Here is a 23,750-nt window from a genome sequence, read left to right as displayed (position 1 = left end):
GGGATCCCGAATAAATAAACGCCTAAGAGAACGCAACTGGCTTATTTGACAGCGCCTTCAAAGGCATTAGGTGTTGTATCTTTCAAATATTCTAAAGCCTTTTTTGCAGAGGCTACTAAAGTGGCGAATGCCACAGGCTCATGAATCGCTATATCAGAAAGAACCTTACGATCAATTTTAATACCCGCCTTTGAAAGGCCATCAATAAAACGCCCGTAAGTCAATCCCTCCGTACGGACAGCTGCATTGATCCTCTGAATCCACAAAGCTCGGAAAGTGCGTTTCCGGTTTTTACGATCACGGTAAGCATATTGTTTTGAGCGATCAACCGCCGCTTTGGCCGCGCGGATAGTATTTTTGCGCCGACCGTAAAAACCCTCAGCTTGCTTAAGAACCTTTTTGTGCTTAGCGTGGGACGTAACACCCCTTTTTACACGTGCCATATGATAATCTCCTAAAAATCAAAAACGCAAATGCTTAAAGACTATTTGGCAAATAATATTGGATAACTTTTTTGGCATCCGATTCGGCCAAAACCATTGTTCCACGTGCATCACGAATAAACTTATTAGAACGCTTAATCATACCGTGGCGTTTGCCAGCGGGTGCCGCCTTGACTCTGCCTAACGCAGTGATCTTAAATCGCTTTTTAGCGGATGATTTTGTCTTCATTTTGGGCATTTTGCTACTCCGTCCATTTAAATTCAATCAAAACTGATCTTTAAATTCAATCAAGCTAACTACAGCTCGAACAAGCATCTGAACAGCCACGGCATGCCCTGCCGGGCGGCTCCAATAGCATTTCCATAAGCTAGTATGTGCAAAATAGCAAGGCCATGTCAAAAAAAAACCGGAGCTCCGTTACCTGAAATTTTAACTAGAGGGGCCGGAACTTCATTCGTTTTGATAGCCGCTTTACAAAGGTCAGCAATGATACACTGCGCACATTTTGCTTTACGCGCTTGGCAAATATAACGGCCATGTAAAATAAGCCAATGGTGAGCGTGGTGTATATAATAGGTTGGTATGATCTTCACTAACTTTTCTTCAACCTCCGTTGAGGTTTTACCAGGCGCTAAACCAAGACGGTTTCCGAGGCGAAAAATATGTGTATCTACCGCTATAGTAGGCTGACCAAAAGCAATGTTCAGTACGACATTTGCAGTTTTACGTCCCACTCCAGGTAATGCCATAAGTTCTTCGCGGCTGCTGGGCACCTGGCCTCCATGTTGCTCAATCAAAAGGCGGCAAAGCGCATAAATATTGCGCGCTTTCGCACGCCAAAGACCGATTCTACGAATATAATGCGCGATACCCTCTTCTCCTAATGCTACCATTTTTTCTGGTCGATCAGCGAGGTGAAATAATTCTCGTGTAGCTTTGTTAACGCTAGAATCTGTGGCCTGAGCCGAAAGAACAACAGCGATCAAAAGGGTGAAAACATTGGTATAGATAAGGTCACTTTCAGGACTTGGACGTTGGACAGAAAAACGGCGAAATATTTCTGCAATCTCGTCTTTCTTGTATAATGTCCCGACGACTTTTTGCCCTTTTAGTAATTTTATCTTTCCTTCAACCACCGCTCTCTCTCCCTTACTTTCTCTCTTGAAGTTATTATTCAAGCTTGCCATATGAAGAAGGTACGGAAAACGCTTTTTTAAAGTTTTGTCAAATAACACCGCTTCGAAGAGGACTATCACAATGACACATGTGACGCCTTTCTCCAATCCCCGCCTTTTAGGATTTGAAACTGTGGAAAAGACATTGCAACGCATCGGTAAAGCGGATGAAGCTTATCCAGCCTATAATATCGAACGCTTTCATAAAGATGATGACAAAAACCACATACGCATAACTTTAGCTGTTGCTGGATTTAAAGTCAAAGATCTCGGTATTTTTCTGGAAGATAATCAACTGATCATTCACGGAAAACAAACATACAACCAAAACCACCAATATTTACACCGTGGTATAGCATCGCGCCAATTTCAACGCACCTTTATTCTTGCTGAGGATATGCATGTTGCAAACGCTGAGTTGAAAAACGGTCTCTTATCGATTAACCTTCACCAGCCAAAATCAAAAAAACAAACAAAACAGATTCCAATTGAAGTCAGCAGTGAAGAGTAGTAAAAATTAAAGGATCAATAACATGAGAGAGCATAAACAGATCTTACCGCTGCAAAATATAGCTTTTCCTGATGAGGGACAAATCGCTTATTTGAAAAAAGTTTGCACAGATGACCTAGCTAAAAATTTTCCAGATCTCCCGCCGATGGCTCCGGGCCTCACAATATGGGCTCTTTTTGGTGAAACGGGTCACCCGATCATTTTGTCTGATGAACGCTCTATCGCCCTTGCAGGAGCCAATGAGCATGAATTGCAAATTGTAACACTGCACTAAACTAGCTTTTAAAAAATCGCCATACCACCCTTATGCAATCGTGCATGATAAGAGGATTTTTTTCGTATTTCTCTCACCCGATAGTTTCGAAAAGCGAGCCCTCTGAGTCGCGCTCCATGAAAAGTAGGGCGCATTGTAACAATCTAAACGAAGGCTGACACGCTTACGAAGATACATCATCTCAAGGAATGTTCACTGCATAAACAGCTATAGAGCGGAACCATAATTCCCTGTACGCGCCGTAAAGCACAGTTCCTATAAGGTAAATGGAATTAAGCTAGTCTAATTGCCAATATTGTGGAAGCTTATCGTGCTATAAATATCCATATTGCTCACTTTTCCTCAAAAGATATAAAATGATAAACTATAACACAAACATTCGTTAAAACCGTAAAAGCAGCTGTCGCACCGACATTGCCCCCGCAAATATACAGAGAGTGTGGGTCGTCCAAAGCGCCAAATGACCGCTTAATAGGGTAGAAACACAGCCCCCCTTAGCGCCGTCCGCACGTTCTTAACTGTTGATCATAACGTTTAGATATCCTCTCCATACGCCGCGCTGCCGCCGCAATTGACGCAGTCGGTGGTGCCCCATTGCGTGCATAAGCACTGTGCCCCATATAATAATTTAGGTAGAGTCTGTACGCATCATTGGGCCTAATGCCGTTGCGTTGAACACTTTGGTTATGATACCAACCAACAAAATCAGCCGCGTCCGCGAAATTGGTGCGCCGCGCAAAGGACCTCCCTGTAGAGCGAAGATACATCGCCCATGTGCTATCAAGCGCTTGAGAATAACCATAAGCCGTTGAAGGACGCTTCCAAGGAATAAATCCGAATAGCTTTGTGCGCCGAGGACGGGCATTGTAGCGAAAACCCGATTCCATATTAATAGTCGCGAGAATAATGGGCATAGGGATTCCGTGGCGTAACTCTGCATGCTTAGCGGCTTTCCTCCAATTATCGAAAAAACCGTCTTTTTGGGCTAAAACAGCGCAAGCATCGCCCGTATATACAGGTGGCCTCGTTACACAACCACCCAATAAAAACATGAATACCCCTGGGTACAAAAGGCGCCGCATAATGTTCGTCCCACTCATAGAGAGATTTTAAAAATAGAAATATTAAAAAATTCTTTCTAACAAACAAAATGGATACTTTAAATATATTTATATTTAAAGATTTTGCTTTACTCTTCATCAACTAAATGCAACGCCTGCGGCCGAATGGGAGCTGTCACTCGCGTCGGCGCAGAATTATTCTCCTTTAATTCGAAAGCTTCAATGCGGTTGGCGCGTTTCATGATTTTAGAGGATGAAGTCAAAATAGCCTCTATATCTTCGCCCATTTGGTAAAAATGCTTTTGAAAAGCGCGAACACGCGTATCCAACCGTCCAAAATCTCCCATCAATTTTGTCACTTCTGACTGAATTAAATGCGCTTGTTCGCGCATTTTTGCATCTTTCATAATAGTTTGTACAACCTGAACGGATAACATCAGCAAAGACGGCGATACAATAATCACATGCGCCCGATTAGCTTTTTGAACTAACGGCTCAAAATCTTCATAAATTGTCGCAAAAATCGATTCTGAAGGCACAAAAAGAAAAGCCGTGTCATGCGTTTCTCCGGGAATTAAATATTTTTGCGAAATATCCCGAATATGGACGTCCATATCAGCACGAAACCGCCGTTCAGCTTCTTGGCGTTCCTGAGATGAGGACGCTTTGCGCATTGCATTCCAAGCTTCCAGAGGAAATTTTGCGTCAATAACAAGAGAAGGCGCTTGATTAGGCATATGAATGAGACAATCCGGTCGTTTTCCGTTCGAAAGAATCGCTTGAAAAACATAAGCGTTATCCGGCAAAGCGTCGGCAATAATTGCTTCCATCCGTCCTTGACCAAACGTGCCGCGCGTCTGCTTATTGCTTAAAATAGCCTGCAACTGGACGACCTGCCCTGTAAGCGACTGAATATTATTTTGCGCTGCATCAATCACCGCTAAACGTTCTTGTAAACGGGCCAAATTATCGTAGGTAGCTTTGGTTTGCACCTGAAGAGTTTGCCCCAAATTAGTCGTCATCCCATTAAGTTGCTCATAGATGGACTGATTTAATTCAGCCTGCCTTTGGCCAAAAATTTCTGCCATCGTTTGCATGCGCCCTTGCATTTCAGCCTGTGCTTTCAATAATGCAGCCATTTGCATTTGCGACTCACGAGCGTTCTCGACGGTTTCACGTTCCCAAATAGTCCTTTTCCGGCTACTGCGCGCGATTATAAAGAGTACTAAACCTGCCAAAAACAACAAGGCAGTTAATTGACCAAAATTCTTACCAAATGGCATTAAAGAAAAAAACGAATCAAACATAAAAATAATATAGCCGTTTTATCGAGAAAAAGCGCATGAATCGCTTATTCAATATTGACCACTCATAAACCATTGATTAATCTATCTCTATGTCCGTGAAGCCTTTAATTTTATTACCTGATCTTGTTTTACGCGAAGTTTCAAAACCGGTCGAGCATATCGATTCAGCTATCCAAAAGCTGGCCGATGACATGTTGGAAACTATGTATGACGCTCAAGGAGTTGGCCTTGCGGCGATTCAAGTCGCTGTACCACTGCGTATGTTAGTCGTGGATGTCGCCCGGCAAGATTCCTCCCAAAACCCACTTGTTATTATCAATCCGGAAATTTTATGGCTATCAGATGAACGCAGTGTTTACAAAGAGGGCTGCCTTTCCATTCCTGATTATTATGCAGAAGTTGAACGCCCAAAATGTCTTCGCGTTCGCTATAGAGATCGTGAAGGAAAACAAAAAGAAATTGAGGCTGATGATCTCTTAGCGACTTGCTTGCAACACGAAATTGACCACTTAAATGGCCGCCTTTTTATTGATCATATTTCAAAAATGAAACGTGATATAGTAATACGAAAATTTAAAAAACGAGCGAAAGAAAAAGACGCGCAGAAAGCAATCTTATAATGGCATTACGGTTAAGTTTTATGGGAACACCCGATTTTTCTGTGCCCATTTTACATGCTTTATTAGACGCAGGCCATGACGTCGCGGCAGTTTACAGCCAACCCCCTCGCCCAGCAGGGCGACGCGGTCTTAAGCTTCTCCCTTCGCCGGTTCACAGCGCAGCAAAAGAAAAATCTATTCCTGTTTTTACGCCCCCGAATTTTGAAACGACCGAAGAGCAGGCCCGATTCACAGCGCTTTCCGTTGATGCCGCTGTCGTTGTAGCTTATGGATTACTTATACCTAAAACTATCCTCGAAATACCGCGCCTCGGTTGTTTTAATGCTCACGCTTCATTATTACCGCGCTGGCGTGGTGCGGCGCCCATCCAACGTGCAATTATGGCCGGCGACCAAGAAACCGGAATGATGATTATGAAAATGGATGAAGGGCTGGATACAGGGCCTATAGCTTTATCTCGCTCAACCACTATCAATGATAATACCACAGCTCATGAACTCTCAAATACGCTGTCACAGATAGGCGCAGAACTGGTAATAGAAGCACTTTCAGCTCTTGAAAAAGGCCAACTTAAACTTACTCCCCAATCATCGGAAGGAGTAACTTATGCCTCAAAAATCAAAAAAGAAGAAACCCGAATTGATTGGACAAAATCTGCAGAAATCATTCACAGGCAGATTCGCGCCCTTTCTCCTTTCCCTGGTTGTTGGTGCAACATGAATATTGGAGGCAAAGAGGAACGAGTAAAAATCCTTGAAAGCCGCTTAGCGACAGGACCCTCTTTCAAAATTGCTCAAATAGAACCGCATAATCTAATTATTCATTGCGGACACGGGTGTATAGAAATAACTCGCCTCCAAAGATCTGGTGGCAAAATTCTTGATAGCCAAACATTTTTGCGAGGAGCCAGTATTTCTGCGATTTTTTGATATGCCACGTTTTAAACTTACTCTTGAATATGACGGCTCAAATTATGCTGGCTGGCAACGTCAGGCAGGGCTCCGTACTCTGCAAAGCGCCGTTGAGCAGGCTATTTTTCGTTTCTGTGGCCAACAATCGACTGTTACCGCAGCGGGCAGGACCGATGCCGGTGTGCATGCTACGGGACAAGTTATCCATATTGACTTCGCAAAAAACTGGCATGCTTATACTGTATGCGCGGCACTTAACGCCCATTTACGTCAACAAGGTGAAGATATTGCCGTTTTAAATGCACAGAGCGTTCCCGATGGCTTTGACGCACGATTTTGTGCGACTAGACGTTATTACCTTTTCAAAATTCTCAATCGGTGCGCTCCGCCAGCCCTAAATGCCAAACGTGTATGGTGGCTGCCTAAACCTCTAAACGCTGAGGCTATGCATGAAGCTGCCCAAAAACTTGTGGGACGGCACGATTTTACAACTTTCCGATCATCCCACTGCCAAGCGAAAAGCCCTATCCGCACCCTTGAGCGCTTAGATATCCAGAGGAAAGGAGACGAAATTTTCCTTTACGCACAGGCCCGTTCTTTTCTTCATCACCAAATTCGTTCATTCGTGGGCAGCCTCGTAGAAGTCGGGATAGGACGCTGGACAATTAGAGATCTTGAAGCGGCTCTCCACGCCAAAGATCGCGCGCGGTGCGGCACAGTTTCCCCTCCTTCAGGCCTTTATTTGACAAAAGTTGATTACTGATTTTTTAAATTTTCTAAACAAGCTCATAAAATGAGCGAATTACTTCAAAAGCTTCTGCTGCTGTATGTACAAATGTCATCAAAGTTGTATCAAGAGGGGAAATTGTACCTTGCTCAGCTAGATATTCAAAATTAATAACATTTTTCCAAAATTGCTCGCCAAACATTAAAATTGGAACCCGTTTTATGCGTTCCGTCTGCATTAAAGTTAACACCTCAAACAACTCATCTAGAGTACCAAATCCCCCAGGGAAAATTGCCAGTGCTTTCGCCCGCATTAAAAAATGCATCTTGCGTATCCCTAAATAACTGAAATTAAAACATAAATTCGGAGTTACGTAAATATTAGGAACTTGCTCATGAGGCAAAACAACATTCAAACCAATCGTTGGAGCGCCAACATCAGTGGCGCCGCGGTTTCCAGCCTCCATAATTCCAGGTCCTCCTCCCGTGATAACCACAAATTCGCTATATTCAGTGGTGGCAGAATAGCACGAGCACAAACGCGCAAATTCTCTCGCTTCATCATAATAACGTGACATAATCCGCAAATTATTTTCTTGCATTTCATTTTTTGACGCCCACGCTGTCTGTCCGGGCTCGGGAATACGTGCTCCGCCAAATAAAACAACCGTTGACTTAATGCCACATTCTTGAAGAGCAATTTCTGGTTTCAAAAATTCAAGACCAATGCGCTGCGAACGCAATTCAGAGCGCATCATAAATTCCTGATCCATATAAGCCAAACAATAAGCGAGCGAGCGCGTTTGTGGTGTGTCAGGAATTTCTCTTGTTTGCTGTGCTACTTCCTCTGCACGAAGAAGTGGGATAAAATTATTTTTTTCCTTTTTCACATTGTTCCCCTATAGCCTTTTTTGTGTACCTATTTTATAGTCTCTATTTGCTCATTTTACTGAGCGGGCACATTTCCGCATATAGCTTATAAACAGCGTGACCTCAGTGTTCTCAACTTTCTCGACGGAGCTTTAGTAATGGCTGATCTCATACAACTTGAGGCAATTATTGAAAAGGCCTTTAATGATCGCGATTCCATCAACACAGCCACAAAAGGCGAAATCCGCGAGAGTATTGAATATGTATTAAATCTTCTGGATAAAGGCGAAATCCGCGTCGCGGAACGTCAAAAAGATGGTCAATGGCACGTTTATCAATGGTTAAAAAAAGCTATCCTTCTGTCCTTTCGACTCAGTCCTATGCGCCTTATTACTGGTGGAGCAAATGAATCATATTGGTGGGATAAAGTGCTTCCAAAATTCTCTGATTGGCAGGAAGACAATTTCAAAAAAGCTGGCTTCCGTTCAGTTCCAGGGGCGATTGTGCGCCATTCTGCTTATATCGCACCTAACGTCATATTAATGCCGTCCTTTATTAACCTCGGTGCCCACGTAGGTGAGGGAACAATGATTGATACCTGGGTCACTGTTGGTTCTTGCGCTCAAATTGGTAAACAGGTCCATCTTTCTGGCGGTGTTGGTATTGGAGGTATTTTGGAACCACTGCAAGCAAATCCGACAATTATTGAAGATCATTGTTTTATCGGTGCGCGATCTGAAGTTGTCGAAGGCTGCATTATCCGTGAAGGTTCTGTTTTAGGAATGGGGGTCTTTATCGGAAAGTCCACGAAAATTGTTGATCGTACAACAGGTGAAATTTTTATGGGTGAAGTGCCGGCCTACTCAGTCGTGGTACCAGGTTCATTGCCCGGAAAACCACTGCCGAATTGTCAGACAGCTCCTAGTCTTTATTGTGCTGTCATCGTTAAACGAGTTGACCAACAAACACGGGAAAAAACATCAATAAATGACCTCCTACGTGATTAAAGGCACCTTCTAAAGACAGAGAAAGGTAGAAATAAAACTAATTATAAAGGGGGGCGGTTCTCTTTTTCCGGTTATTTATTCATTTTAAGCGCTTGAATAAAGGCCGACTGCGGAATTTCCACTTTCCCGAACTGGCGCATCCGTTTTTTGCCTTCTTTTTGCTTTTCCAAAAGTTTGCGCTTACGCGTAATGTCGCCGCCGTAGCATTTAGCTGTCACATCTTTACGCAGAGCACGAATTGTCTCACGAGCGATAATTTTACCACCAATAGCGGCTTGAATTGGAATCTGAAACATATGTTGAGGAATAAGATCCCTGAGTTTTTCACACATAGAACGGCCGCGCCTTTCGGCTATAGTACGATGCACAAGCATCGATAACGCATCTATAGATTCTCCGTTAACTAAAATAGACATCTTAACTAAATCGCCTTCGGAATATTCGGTCATCTGATAATCAAAAGAAGCGTATCCCTTCGAAATTGACTTTAAACGGTCATAAAAATCGAAGACAACTTCATTTAACGGCAGATCGTAGGTCACCATAGCGCGTGTTCCAACGTAGGATAAACTAGCCTGTAGCCCGCGCCGTTCTTGGCAAAGCTCTAAAATCGCCCCAAGATAATCATCAGGTGTCATAATTGTTGCACGAATCCACGGTTCTTCGATAGAAGCAATTTTGACAATATCTGGCATATCAGCGGGATTATGCAATTCTTTAATAGAACCATCATACATATTGATGCGATAAACAACTGAAGGCGCTGTCGCTATTAAATCCAAATTAAATTCGCGCTCTAACCGCTCCTGAATGATTTCGAGATGGAGAAGTCCTAAAAAACCGCAACGAAAGCCAAAACCCAAAGCCGCTGATGTTTCCATTTCAAAAGAAAAGCTGGCGTCATTTAAGCGTAATTTGCCCATAGCTGTGCGTAAATTCTCAAAATCGGCGGCATCAACCGGAAAAAGACCGCAAAAAACAACTGGTTGAGCAGGTCTAAAACCGGGCAACGCCTCTTCGCAAGAACGGCGCTCCTCAGTAATAGTGTCTCCAACGCGCGTATCAGCAACTTCCTTGATAGAGGCGGTTATAAAGCCAATTTCGCCCGGCCCTAATTCATCAACCTGCACCATTTTTGGAGTAAATACCCCAACCCGCTCAACAAGATATTTTGCTCCCGTGCCCATCATGCGGATAATTTGACCTTTTTTCAGGACACCATCTATGACTCGCACCAAAACAATAACACCAAGATAAGCGTCATACCAACTATCAACTAACATCACTTTTAAAGGTTTGAGGGCATCACCGACACGCGGAGGCGGCAACTGCGTAACAATTGCTTCTAAAACGTCAGGAACGCCTAGACCTGTTTTAGCTGATATTTCTACCGCTCCGGACGCATCAATGCCAATGACGTCTTCAATTTGTTTTTTAACACGCTCAGGTTCTGCAGCCGGAAGGTCAATTTTATTAAGCACAATGGCTAATTCATGCGAATTATCAATAGCTTGATAAACATTAGCCAACGTCTGTGCTTCCACACCTTGGCTAGCATCTACAACCAACAGTGATCCTTCACAAGCCGCCAACGAACGCGAAACTTCGTAAGCGAAATCGACATGTCCAGGCGTATCAATGAGATTTAATATATAAGTTTCACCATCTTTTGCCTTATAACGCAAGCGCACCGTTTGAGCTTTAATAGTGATCCCACGTTCACGCTCAATATCCATGGAATCCAATACTTGCTCTTTCATCTCACGCGTTTCGAGGCCACCTGTTATTTGAATCAGGCGGTCAGCCAAAGTTGACTTTCCGTGGTCAATATGAGCTACAATTGAAAAATTACGGATATAATTACGATCTACTGTCATACAAGGCGATTTATCAAAGAATAATCCAAAACGCAAAGATCAATTACACACTTGTGAAAAAATAAAAGCAAAAATTAACACTGAAAAAACGACCTCTCCTAACCTCAGGAAGAGCCTAAACCTTTATGTGCTTAATTGCGATAAAACTGATTCAAAAATGCCCAAATGCAGTTAATTTCTTTCATATCAACCCTGGGCGCCCCGCCAAAACTCACGCACAGCGCCGCAAAGACAGGTCGGTCTTATTCGAAAAAGTTGTTGCAAACAGGGCCCATTGGATAAGAAAACTAATCGATCTTCCTAACCATTTTATCCTTTTTACGCCATTGGGCAGGCTGTAATGCAGCCACTATAATCCCAATCAAAATAAACACTCCCCCCAATAAGGCCGAAGCAGGTAAACGCTCGCCGGCAAAACGCCCAATGATGCCGGCCCATACAGGTTCGCACGCGTACATAAGTGTGGCACGGGTAGGCGAGACCGACTTTTGCGCCCAATTCATAATCAATTGGATGACTGCACTCATTAATGCTAATGTCATACCAACGCTTAGCCATACCCACGAAAATGTAGGGACGCTTTCGCCTATTAGAGGCATAGAGCAAAATGAAAAAACACCGCCAAAAAATAACTGCATAACCGTTACACGCCCGCTATCAACTTTTCCGGCAAAAAAACCAATCAGCAAAATTTCTCCGGCAATCGCTAACGCACCTAATAAGGTTAAAATTTCACCTTTCGAAAAACCAATACCTTTTAATCCTTGCCCAGAAATAAATACAAGCCCAATAAAAGCAAGCATGATACCAACCCAACTAGTCAAACAAGGTGATTTTTTAAAAACAATCCACTGCAACATCGGAACCATCGGCACATAAAGCGCTGTCATGAAAGCCGATTGACTACTAATAATAGTCTGGAGCCCCGCAGCTTGCAGAGAACAACCGAGAAATATCCCCAAACCAACGGCCATACCAGCAAAAATCTCGTAAATGGTCACGTCCTTCAAAGTGCGTCTGAAAATTATCCCGGATATGAGCGACGCAACAGTGAAACGGAATCCAACGAGAAAAAGGGGCCCACTATAGCGTACCGCGATATGAATAATTAAGAATGTAATACCCCACAGCATCGTCGCAGCACATAACGCTAATTCTTGCTTACTGAGTAAAGGGAATCTCCACTGTTTTGTTCCGACCATAAAAGGTTTCGTCCTTCAATTTATTTTATATATCTCACGAAACGATAAGCGTTCCAGCTCCTTGCTCGGTAAATAGCTCAAGCAAAACAGAATGGGGTGTTTTTCCGTTCAGGATAACCACACCTTCTACGCCGCTTTGAATTGCTTTAACGCACGTTTCTACTTTCGGAATCATACCGCCTGAAATTGTTCCATCTTTGATCAGTTTTTTAGCTTCAGAAACTGTCAATTTCTTCAAGATTTTATCCTCTTTATCTAATACACCGGGGACATCGGTTAAAAATAAAAGACGTTTAGCTTCCAGAGCACCAGCAATTGCTCCAGCAAAAACATCAGCGTTGATATTGTAAGTTTTACCATCCCGGCTTGGAGCAATGGGAGCAAGCACTGGGATCATCGCAGAGCATGCTAAAAGATCCAGTAATGTCCGATCAATTTCAACGGGCTCACCAACAAATCCTAAATCTACAATACGTTCAATATGAGAATCAGGGTCGACTACGGTCTTATAGGTCTTTTCGGCGAAAACCATGTTGCCATCCTTGCCACAAAGCCCGATTGCCCATTCACCTTCAGCGTTGATAAGAGCTACAATTTCCTTGTTAATAGAACCTGCCAAAACCATTTCGACCACTTCAACGATCTTTTCATCGGTTACACGCAAACCATTTTCAAACCGCGATTCGATCCCCATTTTTGTCAAGACCTTAGCAATTTGAGGACCACCGCCGTGGACCACAACAGGATTAATGCCTGATTGCTTCAGCAAAGCGATATCACGCGCGAACGCTCTGCTTAAAGCAGAATCGCCCATAGCATGCCCGCCATATTTTACGACAACCGTCTTTTTTTCATATTTTTGCATATAAGGTAAAGCAGATGATAAAAATGCTGCTTGCTTTGCAAAAATATTTGCAGCGGTGTTCTCGACATCACCCATTAAAAGAATCTCCCCGGTTATTTTTACCTTCTTTAAAAGAATTTTAGAAAGTAAAAATAAATACTCCTTTATTTAATAGACTGGAAATTATAAGCTTTTCTCAAATTACACCAAGAACACTAATGATTAAACAACCACAGCCCCCTTAATAAGGTCTAATACCAAAGTTTATCAAACTGAGAATACTAAATACTGTAATTTTACGACTTTATGTACAAAAATTAGTAAATTAAGCTGGAAATATTACCTCATAAAACCGCAAACTTAAGTAGCTGCGATTGACTCCTTTATTACCAACGGGCAAAACGGATTAATTTTTAAACGTGCTTCTCTCATTCATTGATTCTGACGAGCGATATTCTCAAAAAACTCCTTCATACGCGAAAAAAAGCCGTGTGATTGCGGTGAATTTTCGTGATTTGAGAGTTTATCAAATTTTTGCAATAATTCACGCTGCTCTTGTGTCAATTTTTGAGGTGTTTCAATAGCGATATGAATATAAAGATCACCTCTTACTTGTTGACGTAGCATAGGCATTCCCTTTCCTTTAAGGCGAAACTGACGTCCATTTTGAGTCCCTTCTGGGACTTTAACCCGCACTTTGACACCATCAAGGTCAGAAACCTCAAACTCGCCGCCCAAAACAGCCGTAATCATTGAAATAGGCACACGGCAGTGGAGATCCGCCCCATCACGCTGGAAAAATTCATGCGCTTTAATGGAAAGAAAAATATAAAGATCACCAGCAGGACCGCCACGAATGCCAGCATCACCCTCACCAGCAAGGCGAACACGCGTTCCGTCCTCAATGCCCGCTGGAATATTCACGCACAAGGAGCGATTTTCCTTTACTCGCTTTGTACCACGGCATTTTGGACATGGATCCGTGATGATTTCTCCGCATCCGTGACATGCCGGACACGTACGCTCTATAGAGAAAAATCCTTGAGCAGCGCGCACGCGCCCAGAGCCATGGCAAGTCCCACAAGTTTGTGGCTTAGAACCTTTTTTTGCGCCTGCCCCCCCACAAGCACTGCACGTAATAGAACTCGGGATATTAATTTGCGCAGTTTTCCCCGCAAATGCCTCTTCTAACGTTATTTCCATATTATAGCTTAGGTCCGCGCCACGTTCGCGACCATCGCTCCGTTTACGGTGCCCACCGCCCATAACTTCGCCAAAAAAATCCTCAAAAATATCAGCAAATCCGCCTCCAGCGGCGAAACCACCGCCAAATGGGCCTGCTCCTGCGCGGCCATTATTTTCAAAAGCCGCGTGACCAAAACGGTCGTACGCAGCCCGCTTCTGAGGATCTTTAAGAACTTCATAAGCTTCGCCAATTTCTTTGAATTTTTGTTCCGCCTCTTTGTTCCCCGCATTACGATCAGGATGATATTGCATCGCTAGTTTGCGAAAAGCAGATTTTAACTTTTTGTCATCACACCCACGAGTTACGCCAAGAATTTCATAATAATCGAACTTCATCATGTATTCCTGATAAATTTCCTGCCATCCATCTCAAGATAACATCTGTTTTTAATTTACGCTTTTTAAGCGAACGAATTATAATTTCTCCTAAATGATAAAGCCCAGCCTTATATCTCAAAGGCCGGGTTTTTTAAATTATCAAGACATTTTCTTCAACTATTTCTTCTTATCATTAACTTCTTCAAAATCAGCGTCAACGACATCGTCATTTTTTGTATCTGATTCAGCACCGGTCTCTGCTTTTGCCTCTGACGTTTCATACATAGCCTGCCCGAGCTTCACGCTAACCTCTGCCAATTTTTGCATCTTTACCGTTATCTCTCCGGCGTCGCCACCTTCAAGCACAGCTTTTAAATCAGCTACTGCAGCTTCAATCTGACTTTTATCTTCAGCCGGTACCTTATCACCATATTCAGCCAAAGATTTTTCAGTTGAATGGACGAGAGCCTCTGCCTGATTTTTAGCCTCAACATTTTCACGGCGCTTTTTATCCTCAGCTGCGTGCTCTTCTGCATCCTTGACCATCTTTTCGATATCGGCATCGCTTAAGCCACCTGATGCCTGAATACGTATCTGATGTTCCTTCCCAGTTCCTTTATCTTTGGCCGAAACATTCACAATACCATTCGCGTCGATATCAAAGGTAACCTCAATCTGAGGAACACCACGCGGCGCCGGTGGAATACCAACAAGATCAAATTGAGCCAATAATTTATTATCGTTAGCCATCTCGCGTTCACCTTGGAAAACACGGATAGTCACAGCATTTTGATTGTCGTCAGCTGTCGAAAAAACTTGCGATTTTTTAGTTGGGATAGTGGTATTGCGCTCAATTAAACGCGTAAACACCCCACCCAATGTCTCAATACCCAAAGACAAAGGCGTTACATCCAGAAGCAATACATCTTTTACATCACCCTGTAGTACTCCCCCTTGAATAGCCGCCCCCATAGCCACCACTTCATCGGGATTGACACCTTTATGTGGATCTTTACCGAAAAAGCCGTGCACTACTTCTTGAATCTTAGGCATGCGGGTCATACCACCCACTAGAACAACCTCGTCAATTTCACCGGCACTTAATCCCGCATCTTTTAACGCAGCTTTACAAGGCTCGATAGTGCGCCGAATCAAATCGTCGACTAAAGATTCAAACTTCGCTCGGGTCAATTTCATTGTTAAATGTTTAGGACCAGACTGGTCAGCTGTAATGAATGGTAAATTAATCTCAGTCTGCTGCGAAGAAGAAAGTTCAATCTTTGCTTTTTCTGCTGCTTCTTTTAGCCTTTGCAGAGCAAGTTTATCATTTTTCAGGTCAATCCCTTGTTCTTTTTTGAATTCATCTGCAAAATAGCCGACTAAGCGCATATCAAAGTCTTCGCCTCCTAAGAATGTATCTCCGTTGGTCGACTTGACTTCAAAAACACCATCTCCAATTTCAAGCACAGAAATATCAAACGTACCACCACCCAGATCGTATACCGCAATAGTCTTGCCGTCTTTTTTGTCTAAACCATAAGCTAAAGCAGCAGCTGTAGGCTCGTTTATGATCCGCAAGACTTCAAGTCCAGCGATTTTACCTGCATCTTTCGTGGCTTGACGTTGCGCATCGTTAAAATAAGCGGGGACAGTTATAACCGCCTGCTCAACCTTTTCGCCAAGATAAGACTCCGCGGTTTCCTTCATTTTTTGCAAAATCATAGCCGAGATCTGCGACGGAGAATATTTTTTGCCCGCCTCTTCAACCCACGCGTCACCGTTGTCCCCTTTGACAATTTTATAGGGTACGAGAGCTTTATCTTTTTCAACCATCGGATCATCAAAACGGCGCCCAATTAGACGCTTAACCGCAAAAACTGTCCCTTCAGGATTCGTAACCGCCTGCCGTTTAGCAGGTTGCCCAACAAGCCGCTCACCACCATCAGTGAAAGCAACGACCGAAGGCGTCGTCCGTGCTCCTTCTGAATTCTCGATGACTTTTGTGTTTTTGCCGTCCATAACAGCAACACAAGAGTTTGTTGTCCCCAAATCAATACCAATTACTTTCGCCATATCTTAATCTCCATTCAGCAAGCTATCTCAACCTTCATAAAGCATCTTCCCAAGACAGCTCCTTATCATATTCAAAGCCTGCACTTAATTTCAAATTACACAAATAATAAATTGAGAACCATGACAAACTTCGTTCTTTGGTATATAAGAGCAGCGTTCTATCCCTACAAGAGAATAATGGGAGAAACATTTCTAAAATAAAAAATTTCTTTAAAATAAGCATTTCCGGCCCTAATACCCGCATCTAAATATCAATTTTGCGGCAGATGCGAGTATAATAACGCATTTTCTTTTGGTTCCTGAAAAAATCCGAATTACACTATAAAAATCCGCAAAACAGAAACAATTATTTTGAATTTTCCTGTTCTTTATCTATTACAACTGCAAAACTACTCAAATAAAAGACTTTTAACAGTATATTCCGCATACAACAAACACTTATACCGCGAATAGCATAAACTGTTTTTTCTTGAAAGCCTAATTGTCGCAGATAGCTTTGCCTCATAGATAGATATATTATCCTCTCCTTTGCTTATAGTGCTGAACACACCTCTAAAAACGCCAACGGAAGTATTATCCGCAGACGGAGCTTTAAGAAATCTTCTCCCAACTGCCGATAACCCACTGCTCTTGCGAAGACTGTGTTCCAAATGCAGCTAAGTAAGCTTCTCTTAAGTATCAAGATGTCTAAAAATAAACAATTCATTTTGGCATATTCCCCAATCGTATCGGACTTTTTTCATTCTTTAAGCCAATATACTCTGTTATATTGTGTCCACTTCCATTTTTGGATGACCCTGATAAAATAGGTTAAGCACTACCCCTTTTATTTTTTAAGAAAACTCTGTTAAAAGCCAAGAGGGCACGTCAAATTACGGAAATTCAATGAAGGAGGGTAATTGATTATGGAACTTATCGCCAAAAAAATCAAAAATTTCACTGTAGCACATATTAACGACGCAAATTTCCGAGTTAAAAAGGTCATTATTAAGGCCTTATGTGTACTCACTTTAACTTTTATGGCTTTGCCTGCAACCGCAAACCAATATACACTAGGCGATCTAGAAATTATTCGTCCCTGGATAAGAGAAACACCTAGAGGCGCGAAAGTTGCCAGCGGTTATCTCTATATCATTAATCATGCTAATACCCCTGACCGGTTGATTTCTGTTTCAACCGATGGAGTACAAGAAGCAGAAATCCATTCCATGGCAGTAACCAACGATACTATGAGAATGGCGAAAATGCCCAATGGCATCGAAATCCCAGGCAACGGCGAAATCACACTCAAGCCCGGAGGTAACCATATTATGTTTATAGGACTTTCACAGCCGTTCCGCGCTGGCGACAAAATCAGTGTAAAATTGATATTCGAAAAAGCTGGTGCAATGGACGTCGATTTTTATGTAAACGCTATGGACGCAAAGCCATCTTCCGAATTAACTCCTTCTCGGTAAGCAGCAGCATCGTCATTTAAGCGATATTGTGAGATAAGAAACGCGAAGTTTTTGCCATATCCCTTATTCCTTACGTACCGTGAGAGCCGTCCGTAACCTGGCACAAAAAAACAAAAAACCTACTGTAATTTGATTAAACTTTAATCAATTTCAGGGATGCGCAAAATTTGTCCTGGGTAAATTTCATCAGGTGATTTCAACATAGGCTTATTGGCTTCAAAAATGGACATATTTTTATCGCCTTGCCCTTTTCCATAAACTTCTTCGGCGATTTTCCAAAGATTATCGCCGGATTTTACTTCATAAAAACGGGAATCTTTTGCGAGAGTAGTGCTTGCAATCTTTAATTGATCAACGTCAACAGAAGAAACACCGCGCGAATTACCTATAATCAAAATCGCTTTTTCGAGTGTTTCCCTATCTTTAACTTCTCCCTTCAAAACGACTTTGCCGTTTTCAATCTGAATGTTAACTTTTTCTGTGCCAAGTTGAAAATTATCGAGTGCAGCTTTAAGATCCTTTTCTTTGGGTTCACCGTCGCCGATACCGAGTTTTTTACCGACCGTTTTAACAAAATTAAAAAGTCCCATTACGATCTCCTTTCGTGCGGTGAGGACACATTATTTCGCCCATATACCGTCATAATATTTCCCTTACCCCGAAACAAATAGGAGAGTTTTATAAACTTCAACGACTGAAAATGAGCCCGTCCATTTCTTAAACGCTGATAGCAGTGAGCTTTGATAACAAGTGCCTTAATGAATTTTATCATGAACAAAGGGATCTTAACATGCGTAAAAGCATTATAAAATTACAAAAATAAAATAGCTTTTACTATTGAACACAAAAGGTTGTTTGCCCTGCTACAATTTGTAGCATAATTGTTTTGCAAAAAAAATGTGAACTCCCATATAAATAACGTGGGCGTTTTGCTGCCATAGCAATAGAAAGGTCTAAGAAGCCATGAAGGATACTCCAACAATCTCCCAAACGATTGTGCTTGTCGATGATGATCGCAATATTTTGACATCCTTATCTTTCGCGCTTGAAACGGAAGGATACCGAGTTGAAAGCTATACAGATGGAGCATCTGCACTTAAGGGTTTAACACTGCATCCTCCGCATTTAGCTATTTTTGACATCAAAATGCCGCGGATGGATGGCATGGAACTTTTGCGTCGGTTGCGTCAAAAATCTGATATTCCAGTCATCTTTCTTACATCTAAAGATGACGAAATTGACGAACTTTTTGGACTTAAAATGGGAGCAGATGATTTTATTACAAAACCATTCTCTCAGCGGCTTCTTATTGAACGAGTGAAAGCCATCCTGCGCCGTTCGAACGCTCGCAACCAATCACTCGCAGCGGGAGTATCCCCTGCCTCTTCTCTTAAACGTGGAGATCTTGTAATGGATCAAGAACGCCATACCTGTACGTGGAAAGACAAACCTGTTATTTTGACCGTTACAGAATTTTTGATCCTTCAAACTTTAGCACAACGGCCAGGAGTTGTTAAAAGTCGTGACGCTTTAATGGATGCTGCTTATAATGATCAAGTCTATGTCGACGATCGCACTATCGACAGCCATATTAAGCGTTTGCGCAAAAAATTTAAGCAAGTAGACGATGATTTTGCAATGATTGAGACGCTTTATGGTGTAGGTTATCGCTTTCATGAAGTATAATACCACTTTGTCGCGGGGGTTTGAACGGCAATCAGGCTAATGGTAAACAATATTCGATTGGACACTCCGCAGGACAAAACGTCGGTTAATACTCCGCAAAAACGGTTTCCTGCGCTTTCACGTTTGCATCTCCGCGCACAGCGTTTATTCAGGCAATTGTTTTTTTCCAGCCTTACACGCCGTATTGTTATTTTAAATCTCGCCGCTCTTGGCGTTCTAGTCTCAAGCATTTTGTACCTTAATCAATTTCGTGATGGTTTAATTGAAGCAAAGATCGAAAGTTTGCGCACCCAGGGAAAAATTATCGCCGGAGCCATCGCTGCCTCTGCGACAGTAGATACTAATTCTATTTTAATCGATCCCCAAAAATTGTTAGAATTACAAGTTGGAGAAAGTGTTACACCTACGCCTCAGTCAACTGACACTTGGGATTTTCCTATTAATCCTGAACAAGTTGCTCCGCTTTTACGTCGACTCATCACGCCTAAAACAACAAGAGCACGTATTTACGATCGTGATGCCACCTTACTTCTTGATTCGCGCGTCCTTTATTCCAGCGGGGAAGTTTTCAGCTATGATTTACCGCCTATAGAAACTAATAAAAACCTGTGGGAGCACTTATATTCTTGGTTCTCAAACGCACTATACGGCAACGGTCTCGTGCTTGATAGAGAGCAAACAAAAAGTGCCGGAGCTGCTTACCCAGAAGTCTACCGAGCATTAAACGGCTCGCCTGCTACCGCCAAACGACGCAACAGACAAGGCCAACTCATCGTTTCGGTCGCTGTGCCTGTCCAACGTTACCGTGCAGTAGTGGGCGCCCTCCTTCTTTCGACTATCGGCTCAGACATTGATAATATCGTAAAAGGCGAAAGGCTGGTCATCTTTAAAGTCTTCACAGTTGTCGGCAGTGTACTCTTAGTGCTCTCTCTGTTTTTGGCTTATACGATCGCTAATCCATTAAGTAAATTATCTGCCTCTGCTAACCGTGTACGCCATGGCAGCAATAAACGAATAGAAATCCCTGATTTTTCAGAACGCGAAGACGAGATCGGTCATCTTTCAACCTCTATCCGCGATATGACTAACGCCCTTTATATGCGCATTGAAGCTATTGAGCGCTTTGCAGCTGACGTGAGTCATGAACTAAAAAACCCACTTACCTCATTGCGTAGCGCTGTTGAAACGCTTCCTCTGGCTAAAAATGAAGCAGCACAAATACAATTATTCGAAATTATCCAGCACGATGTACGCCGCCTCGACCGTTTGATTACTGATATTTCCGATGCGTCGCGGCTCGACGCAGAACTTGCCCGTGAAACTGCGCAAATCGTCGATATGAGTCCGCTTTTAAAAAGCCTCATTCACGCCGTCCGTGAGATATACCATAACAAGCAAATCATCGACGTTAGCCTCGATATCATCCCGCGCCCTCACGGTAAACCTTATCTTGTTTTCGGACACGAATTACGTTTAGGCCAAGTTATCTCCAATCTTATTGACAATGCGCGTTCTTTTATCCCCCGTAACAATGGTAAAATTTGCGTCACTATGAAAAATAACGCTTCAAATCTTATTTTAACCGTTGAAGATAATGGCCCTGGTATCCGTTCAGAAAATATTGATCATATCTTTGAACGTTTCTATACTGATCGGCCAAATGAAGATGCATTCGGACAAAATTCAGGGTTAGGCCTTTCCATTAGTCGGCAAATCATAGAGGCTCATAATGGGACGCTGACAGCCGAAAATATTTTCGACCCTGCGCTTAAAAACAGGAAAATCGGCGCGCGATTTATCATCGTTCTTCCCCTTGCTAAATAAATTTCCTCCTATAAAAAAACGACATATTATGCGCAAATTGCCTTCAATGGGGAGACAAAGATGCCGTTATTGAGCCACTGAGATGGAGAAAACTAATACCTATCTCCCTTTATAATCACGCTGGACGACCAAAGCGTAAAGCAACACTTTCCCCTGAATAGCCACATAACATTGTCCGCAGAATACAGAAAACTCCGCAAATTATCCAGCGCCTTTACAAAGAAAAATTGGAATTTGTAAAGCTGTATATTTCCCTTCTAAAATACCTCAATCTCCGTAAAGCATACTCATACAGCCGCTTAGCAGACTGTTAAAATATCCTTCTTCAGCGATATAGTTGCAACTACCGAATTTTCTTAAGAAAAATTTTTAACGACAGACATCTATATTGACGGTAACACGAGACAACGCCAAAATAGTATTATAATTGAATTTCTCTTTTAAACTATAAATACAGCGCGCTCATCTTAGTGAACAGCATATTTGGCGAGATATTGTTTAAATATAGCTTTTTCATTATCGAAAAAGAACGCATCGAAACCACTGCAAGCATTAAGCTTCCTGTCTTAACGGAATTAAAGCTTTTCCCCAGGCCTTTTTTTGTTATTTCATGTTTTAAGCTTTGACAATAAAATGAGAAACACAGCATAAGTATGTTAATGGGACCAATATAATTTAGAAAATTATTAAACACTAATAGTTATACAAATCGTACAGCTGTGGGTTTTTGCACTTAAATTTACGTTAGCACTACTTCTCATTGGCATCAGCATTTCTTTCTTAAACGCAACCGGCTTTATAAGTTTAATTTATAGTCACGATGGCCATTTTTTAGTCGCTTTTTGTCTGCACCGTTGCCCGCTTCGTAAAGAAACGGTACTCACCGTTACATTCAAAACAGCATCTTTGACCATAAGGATATAATAATGTTACGTTTATTTAGTGCTATTCAAATTCCCCAACGAACAACAGAAGAGCTCATATCGCTGCAAAACGGCTTACCAAAAGCACAGTGGATTAATCCGAAAAATTTTCACGTCACTTTATCTTTTTTTGGTGAAGTCGAAGACTCTATAGCCGATGAACTTATTCATGCTTTCAATACAATAAAATGTCCGCCTTTTGCGCTACATCCCGTCAATTTTAAAATTTTGGGTTCAGCAACTGCTCCTCATTCTCTTGTCGTTCGAATTGAACCTTGCGAAATTCTTAGCTCTTTACATGAAAAAATACAACGCATCCGGAGTTACTTAGGGCTAACTCCTGATGAAACATTATTCACTCCGCACATCACTCTTGCGCGGTTGCTCGACGTTAAACCCGAAGATCTTTCCCTTTATTTATCTTCCCGAAGCAGTCTTTCTTTGGCTCCCTTTGAAGTTGACCGCTTTGTTTTACTGTTATCAGAAAACCCTTCAAGCGACGCTCTTTATGTAGTAAAAGGAAGCTGGCCGCTTCAGGCTTAAAATCGCTTTTTAAAAGTATATTTTAAAAAACGATCGGTGGTGCGCTTTAATAGTGCTGCACCGAGTGCGGGAGGGGGGTTCGTTACTGGTGCACCCGAGTCGAGTTGGATTCGCCAGGAGTTTCTTTTGTCCCTCCCTTAGCCACACCAACTATCGCAGGACGTAAAACACGTTCACCGATAACATAACCTGCCTGAACCACTTGCTGAACAGTGTTATCCGGGACATCAGAATTAGGAATTTCGAACATCGCTTGATGAAAATGGGGATCAAATTTTTGCCCCTCTGGGTGGATTTTCGTTACCCCATGACGTTCCAAAGCTGTCATCATTGCGCGCTCGGTCATCTCAACGCCCTCTGCCAACATTTTCAAACCAGCATCTTTTTCGCGCGCGCCTTCCGGAATAGCTTCCAACGCACGATTAAGATTATCGGAAACGGACAACATATCACGAGCAAAATTGGCGATAGAGTAAGTTCTTGCGTCAGCTACATCGCGCGCAGTGCGGCGACGAAGATTTTCCATATCCGCGGCGAGGCGTAAAATTTGGTCTTTTAGGTCTTTATTTTCATCCTGCAAAGCGGCCAAGGGATCAGTGGTCTCACCTTCCTCTTCTTCAATGTCTACGCAAGCCTCAGCTTTGCGCATTTTTAAAAACTCATCGGCAGCTTTTTTTAACGTATCGCGATCAGCTTTATTTTTTAAATCGCAATTTTCAAATGAAGCATCAGCAAATTTATTTTTTTCGTCAGACATATAAAATTCCATTCCTTCACGAGATTTATTACCTTCGATATCGAAATTTTGGGGCCGAAAATCAAGAGGTATTTATTTATCTTAACATAATACAC

At 42.4% G+C, this 23,750-nt stretch carries 23 protein-coding genes; 10 read left to right on the top strand and 13 right to left on the bottom strand.

All coding sequences use genetic code 11. From position 1 onward, the window contains the following. Window positions 1-41 precede the first annotated feature (41 nt). The 3 genes from rplT to nth form a co-directional block, all read right to left on the bottom strand. Entirely contained in the window at window positions 42-443 is a 402-nt protein-coding gene (rplT, locus tag BANH1_RS00455) for a 50S ribosomal protein L20 (RefSeq protein WP_015397489.1), read from the bottom strand. 34 nt (window positions 444-477) lie between these two features. Then, the gene (gene rpmI / locus BANH1_RS00450; protein WP_015397488.1) at window positions 478-681 is read right to left on the bottom strand and encodes a 50S ribosomal protein L35; all 204 of its coding nucleotides are present in this window, start codon (window positions 679-681) and stop codon (window positions 478-480) included. Between the two features lie 158 nt (window positions 682-839). Beyond that, window positions 840-1,580: an endonuclease III gene (gene nth / locus BANH1_RS00445; RefSeq protein WP_015397487.1), complete on the bottom strand. Its 741-nt coding sequence runs from the start codon at window positions 1,578-1,580 to the stop codon at window positions 840-842. Between the two features lie 121 nt (window positions 1,581-1,701). Here nth and BANH1_RS00440 point away from each other — a divergent pair, with 121 nt between their 5' ends. Beyond that, on the top strand, window positions 1,702-2,130 hold the full coding sequence (locus BANH1_RS00440; RefSeq protein WP_015397486.1) for an Hsp20 family protein: 429 nt from the start codon (window positions 1,702-1,704) through the stop codon (window positions 2,128-2,130). A gap of 22 nt (window positions 2,131-2,152) precedes the next feature. Beyond that, window positions 2,153-2,404 (top strand): BQ00720 family protein, encoded by a 252-nt coding sequence (locus BANH1_RS00435; RefSeq protein ID WP_015397485.1) that lies wholly within the window; start codon window positions 2,153-2,155, stop codon window positions 2,402-2,404. A gap of 494 nt (window positions 2,405-2,898) precedes the next feature. Here the strand turns inward: BANH1_RS00435 and BANH1_RS00430 are convergent, their stop codons facing one another. Both BANH1_RS00430 and BANH1_RS00425 read right to left on the bottom strand, forming a co-directional pair. Beyond that, entirely contained in the window at window positions 2,899-3,486 is a 588-nt protein-coding gene (locus BANH1_RS00430) for a transglycosylase SLT domain-containing protein (protein ID WP_015397484.1), read from the bottom strand. A gap of 107 nt (window positions 3,487-3,593) precedes the next feature. Continuing rightward, a complete protein-coding gene (locus BANH1_RS00425) occupies window positions 3,594-4,772 on the bottom strand; it encodes a DNA recombination protein RmuC (RefSeq protein ID WP_015397483.1) in 1,179 nt (392 codons plus the stop codon). 89 nt (window positions 4,773-4,861) lie between these two features. Here BANH1_RS00425 and def point away from each other — a divergent pair, with 89 nt between their 5' ends. From def to truA, 3 genes are read left to right on the top strand one after another with little or no spacing between them, the layout of a single operon-like run. Beyond that, window positions 4,862-5,392: a peptide deformylase gene (gene def / locus BANH1_RS00420; protein WP_015397482.1), complete on the top strand. Its 531-nt coding sequence runs from the start codon at window positions 4,862-4,864 to the stop codon at window positions 5,390-5,392. Further along, window positions 5,392-6,321: a methionyl-tRNA formyltransferase gene (gene fmt / locus BANH1_RS00415; RefSeq protein ID WP_015397481.1), complete on the top strand. Its 930-nt coding sequence runs from the start codon at window positions 5,392-5,394 to the stop codon at window positions 6,319-6,321. Before def ends, fmt begins: the two co-directional genes overlap by 1 nt. 1 nt (window position 6,322) lies before the next feature. Further along, window positions 6,323-7,066: a tRNA pseudouridine(38-40) synthase TruA gene (gene truA / locus BANH1_RS00410; RefSeq protein WP_015397480.1), complete on the top strand. Its 744-nt coding sequence runs from the start codon at window positions 6,323-6,325 to the stop codon at window positions 7,064-7,066. A 13-nt stretch (window positions 7,067-7,079) separates the two neighbouring features. On the opposite strand, the gene BANH1_RS00405 is transcribed toward truA, so the two are convergent. After that, the gene (locus BANH1_RS00405; RefSeq protein ID WP_015397479.1) at window positions 7,080-7,919 is read right to left on the bottom strand and encodes an LOG family protein; all 840 of its coding nucleotides are present in this window, start codon (window positions 7,917-7,919) and stop codon (window positions 7,080-7,082) included. 138 nt (window positions 7,920-8,057) lie between these two features. On the opposite strand from BANH1_RS00405, the gene dapD reads away from it, so the two are divergent. Beyond that, window positions 8,058-8,906 carry a 2,3,4,5-tetrahydropyridine-2,6-dicarboxylate N-succinyltransferase gene (gene dapD, locus BANH1_RS00400; RefSeq protein WP_015397478.1) on the top strand — a complete coding sequence of 283 codons (849 nt, stop codon included), beginning with the start codon at window positions 8,058-8,060 and terminating at the stop codon, window positions 8,904-8,906. A 71-nt stretch (window positions 8,907-8,977) separates the two neighbouring features. Here dapD and lepA read toward each other — a convergent pair whose 3' ends face one another. From lepA to dnaK, 5 genes are all read right to left on the bottom strand, one after another. Beyond that, window positions 8,978-10,783 carry a translation elongation factor 4 gene (gene lepA, locus BANH1_RS00395; RefSeq protein WP_015397477.1) on the bottom strand — a complete coding sequence of 602 codons (1,806 nt, stop codon included), beginning with the start codon at window positions 10,781-10,783 and terminating at the stop codon, window positions 8,978-8,980. Window positions 10,784-11,070: 287 nt separating this feature from the next. After that, entirely contained in the window at window positions 11,071-11,985 is a 915-nt protein-coding gene (locus BANH1_RS00390; protein ID WP_015397476.1) for a DMT family transporter, read from the bottom strand. 34 nt (window positions 11,986-12,019) lie between these two features. Then, window positions 12,020-12,925, bottom strand: a complete 906-nt coding sequence (gene argB, locus BANH1_RS00385) for an acetylglutamate kinase (RefSeq protein WP_015397475.1) — start codon at window positions 12,923-12,925, stop codon at window positions 12,020-12,022. 336 nt (window positions 12,926-13,261) lie between these two features. Beyond that, window positions 13,262-14,410 (bottom strand): molecular chaperone DnaJ, encoded by a 1,149-nt coding sequence (gene dnaJ, locus BANH1_RS00380; RefSeq protein ID WP_015397474.1) that lies wholly within the window; start codon window positions 14,408-14,410, stop codon window positions 13,262-13,264. Between the two features lie 159 nt (window positions 14,411-14,569). Next, window positions 14,570-16,465 (bottom strand): molecular chaperone DnaK, encoded by a 1,896-nt coding sequence (dnaK, locus tag BANH1_RS00375; protein WP_015397473.1) that lies wholly within the window; start codon window positions 16,463-16,465, stop codon window positions 14,570-14,572. Between the two features lie 902 nt (window positions 16,466-17,367). Between dnaK and BANH1_RS00370 the strand changes: the two genes are divergently transcribed. Next, on the top strand, window positions 17,368-17,922 hold the full coding sequence (locus BANH1_RS00370) for a copper chaperone PCu(A)C (RefSeq protein ID WP_041583145.1): 555 nt from the start codon (window positions 17,368-17,370) through the stop codon (window positions 17,920-17,922). Window positions 17,923-18,062: 140 nt separating this feature from the next. On the opposite strand, the gene lysM is transcribed toward BANH1_RS00370, so the two are convergent. Further along, window positions 18,063-18,512, bottom strand: coding sequence for a peptidoglycan-binding protein LysM (lysM, locus tag BANH1_RS00365; RefSeq protein ID WP_015397471.1), 450 nt, complete (start codon window positions 18,510-18,512; stop codon window positions 18,063-18,065). A gap of 373 nt (window positions 18,513-18,885) precedes the next feature. Between lysM and BANH1_RS00360 the strand changes: the two genes are divergently transcribed. The 3 genes from BANH1_RS00360 (at window position 18,886) to thpR (ending at window position 22,898) form a co-directional block, all read left to right on the top strand. Next, window positions 18,886-19,608, top strand: a complete 723-nt coding sequence (locus BANH1_RS00360; protein ID WP_015397470.1) for a response regulator transcription factor — start codon at window positions 18,886-18,888, stop codon at window positions 19,606-19,608. A 39-nt stretch (window positions 19,609-19,647) separates the two neighbouring features. Beyond that, the gene (locus tag BANH1_RS00355) at window positions 19,648-21,432 is read left to right on the top strand and encodes a sensor histidine kinase (protein ID WP_015397469.1); all 1,785 of its coding nucleotides are present in this window, start codon (window positions 19,648-19,650) and stop codon (window positions 21,430-21,432) included. 926 nt (window positions 21,433-22,358) lie between these two features. Further along, on the top strand, window positions 22,359-22,898 hold the full coding sequence (thpR, locus tag BANH1_RS00350; protein WP_015397468.1) for an RNA 2',3'-cyclic phosphodiesterase: 540 nt from the start codon (window positions 22,359-22,361) through the stop codon (window positions 22,896-22,898). An 82-nt stretch (window positions 22,899-22,980) separates the two neighbouring features. On the opposite strand, the gene grpE is transcribed toward thpR, so the two are convergent. Next, window positions 22,981-23,655, bottom strand: a complete 675-nt coding sequence (grpE, locus tag BANH1_RS00345) for a nucleotide exchange factor GrpE (protein ID WP_015397467.1) — start codon at window positions 23,653-23,655, stop codon at window positions 22,981-22,983. Window positions 23,656-23,750: the final 95 nt, after the last annotated feature.

It is taken from the genome of Bartonella australis AUST/NH1 (genome assembly GCF_000341355.1).
GTDB lineage: Bacteria > Pseudomonadota > Alphaproteobacteria > Rhizobiales > Rhizobiaceae > Bartonella > Bartonella australis.
The sequence above is the reverse complement of the archived record's forward strand: the minus strand, read 5'-3'. Positions and strand labels throughout refer to the sequence as shown.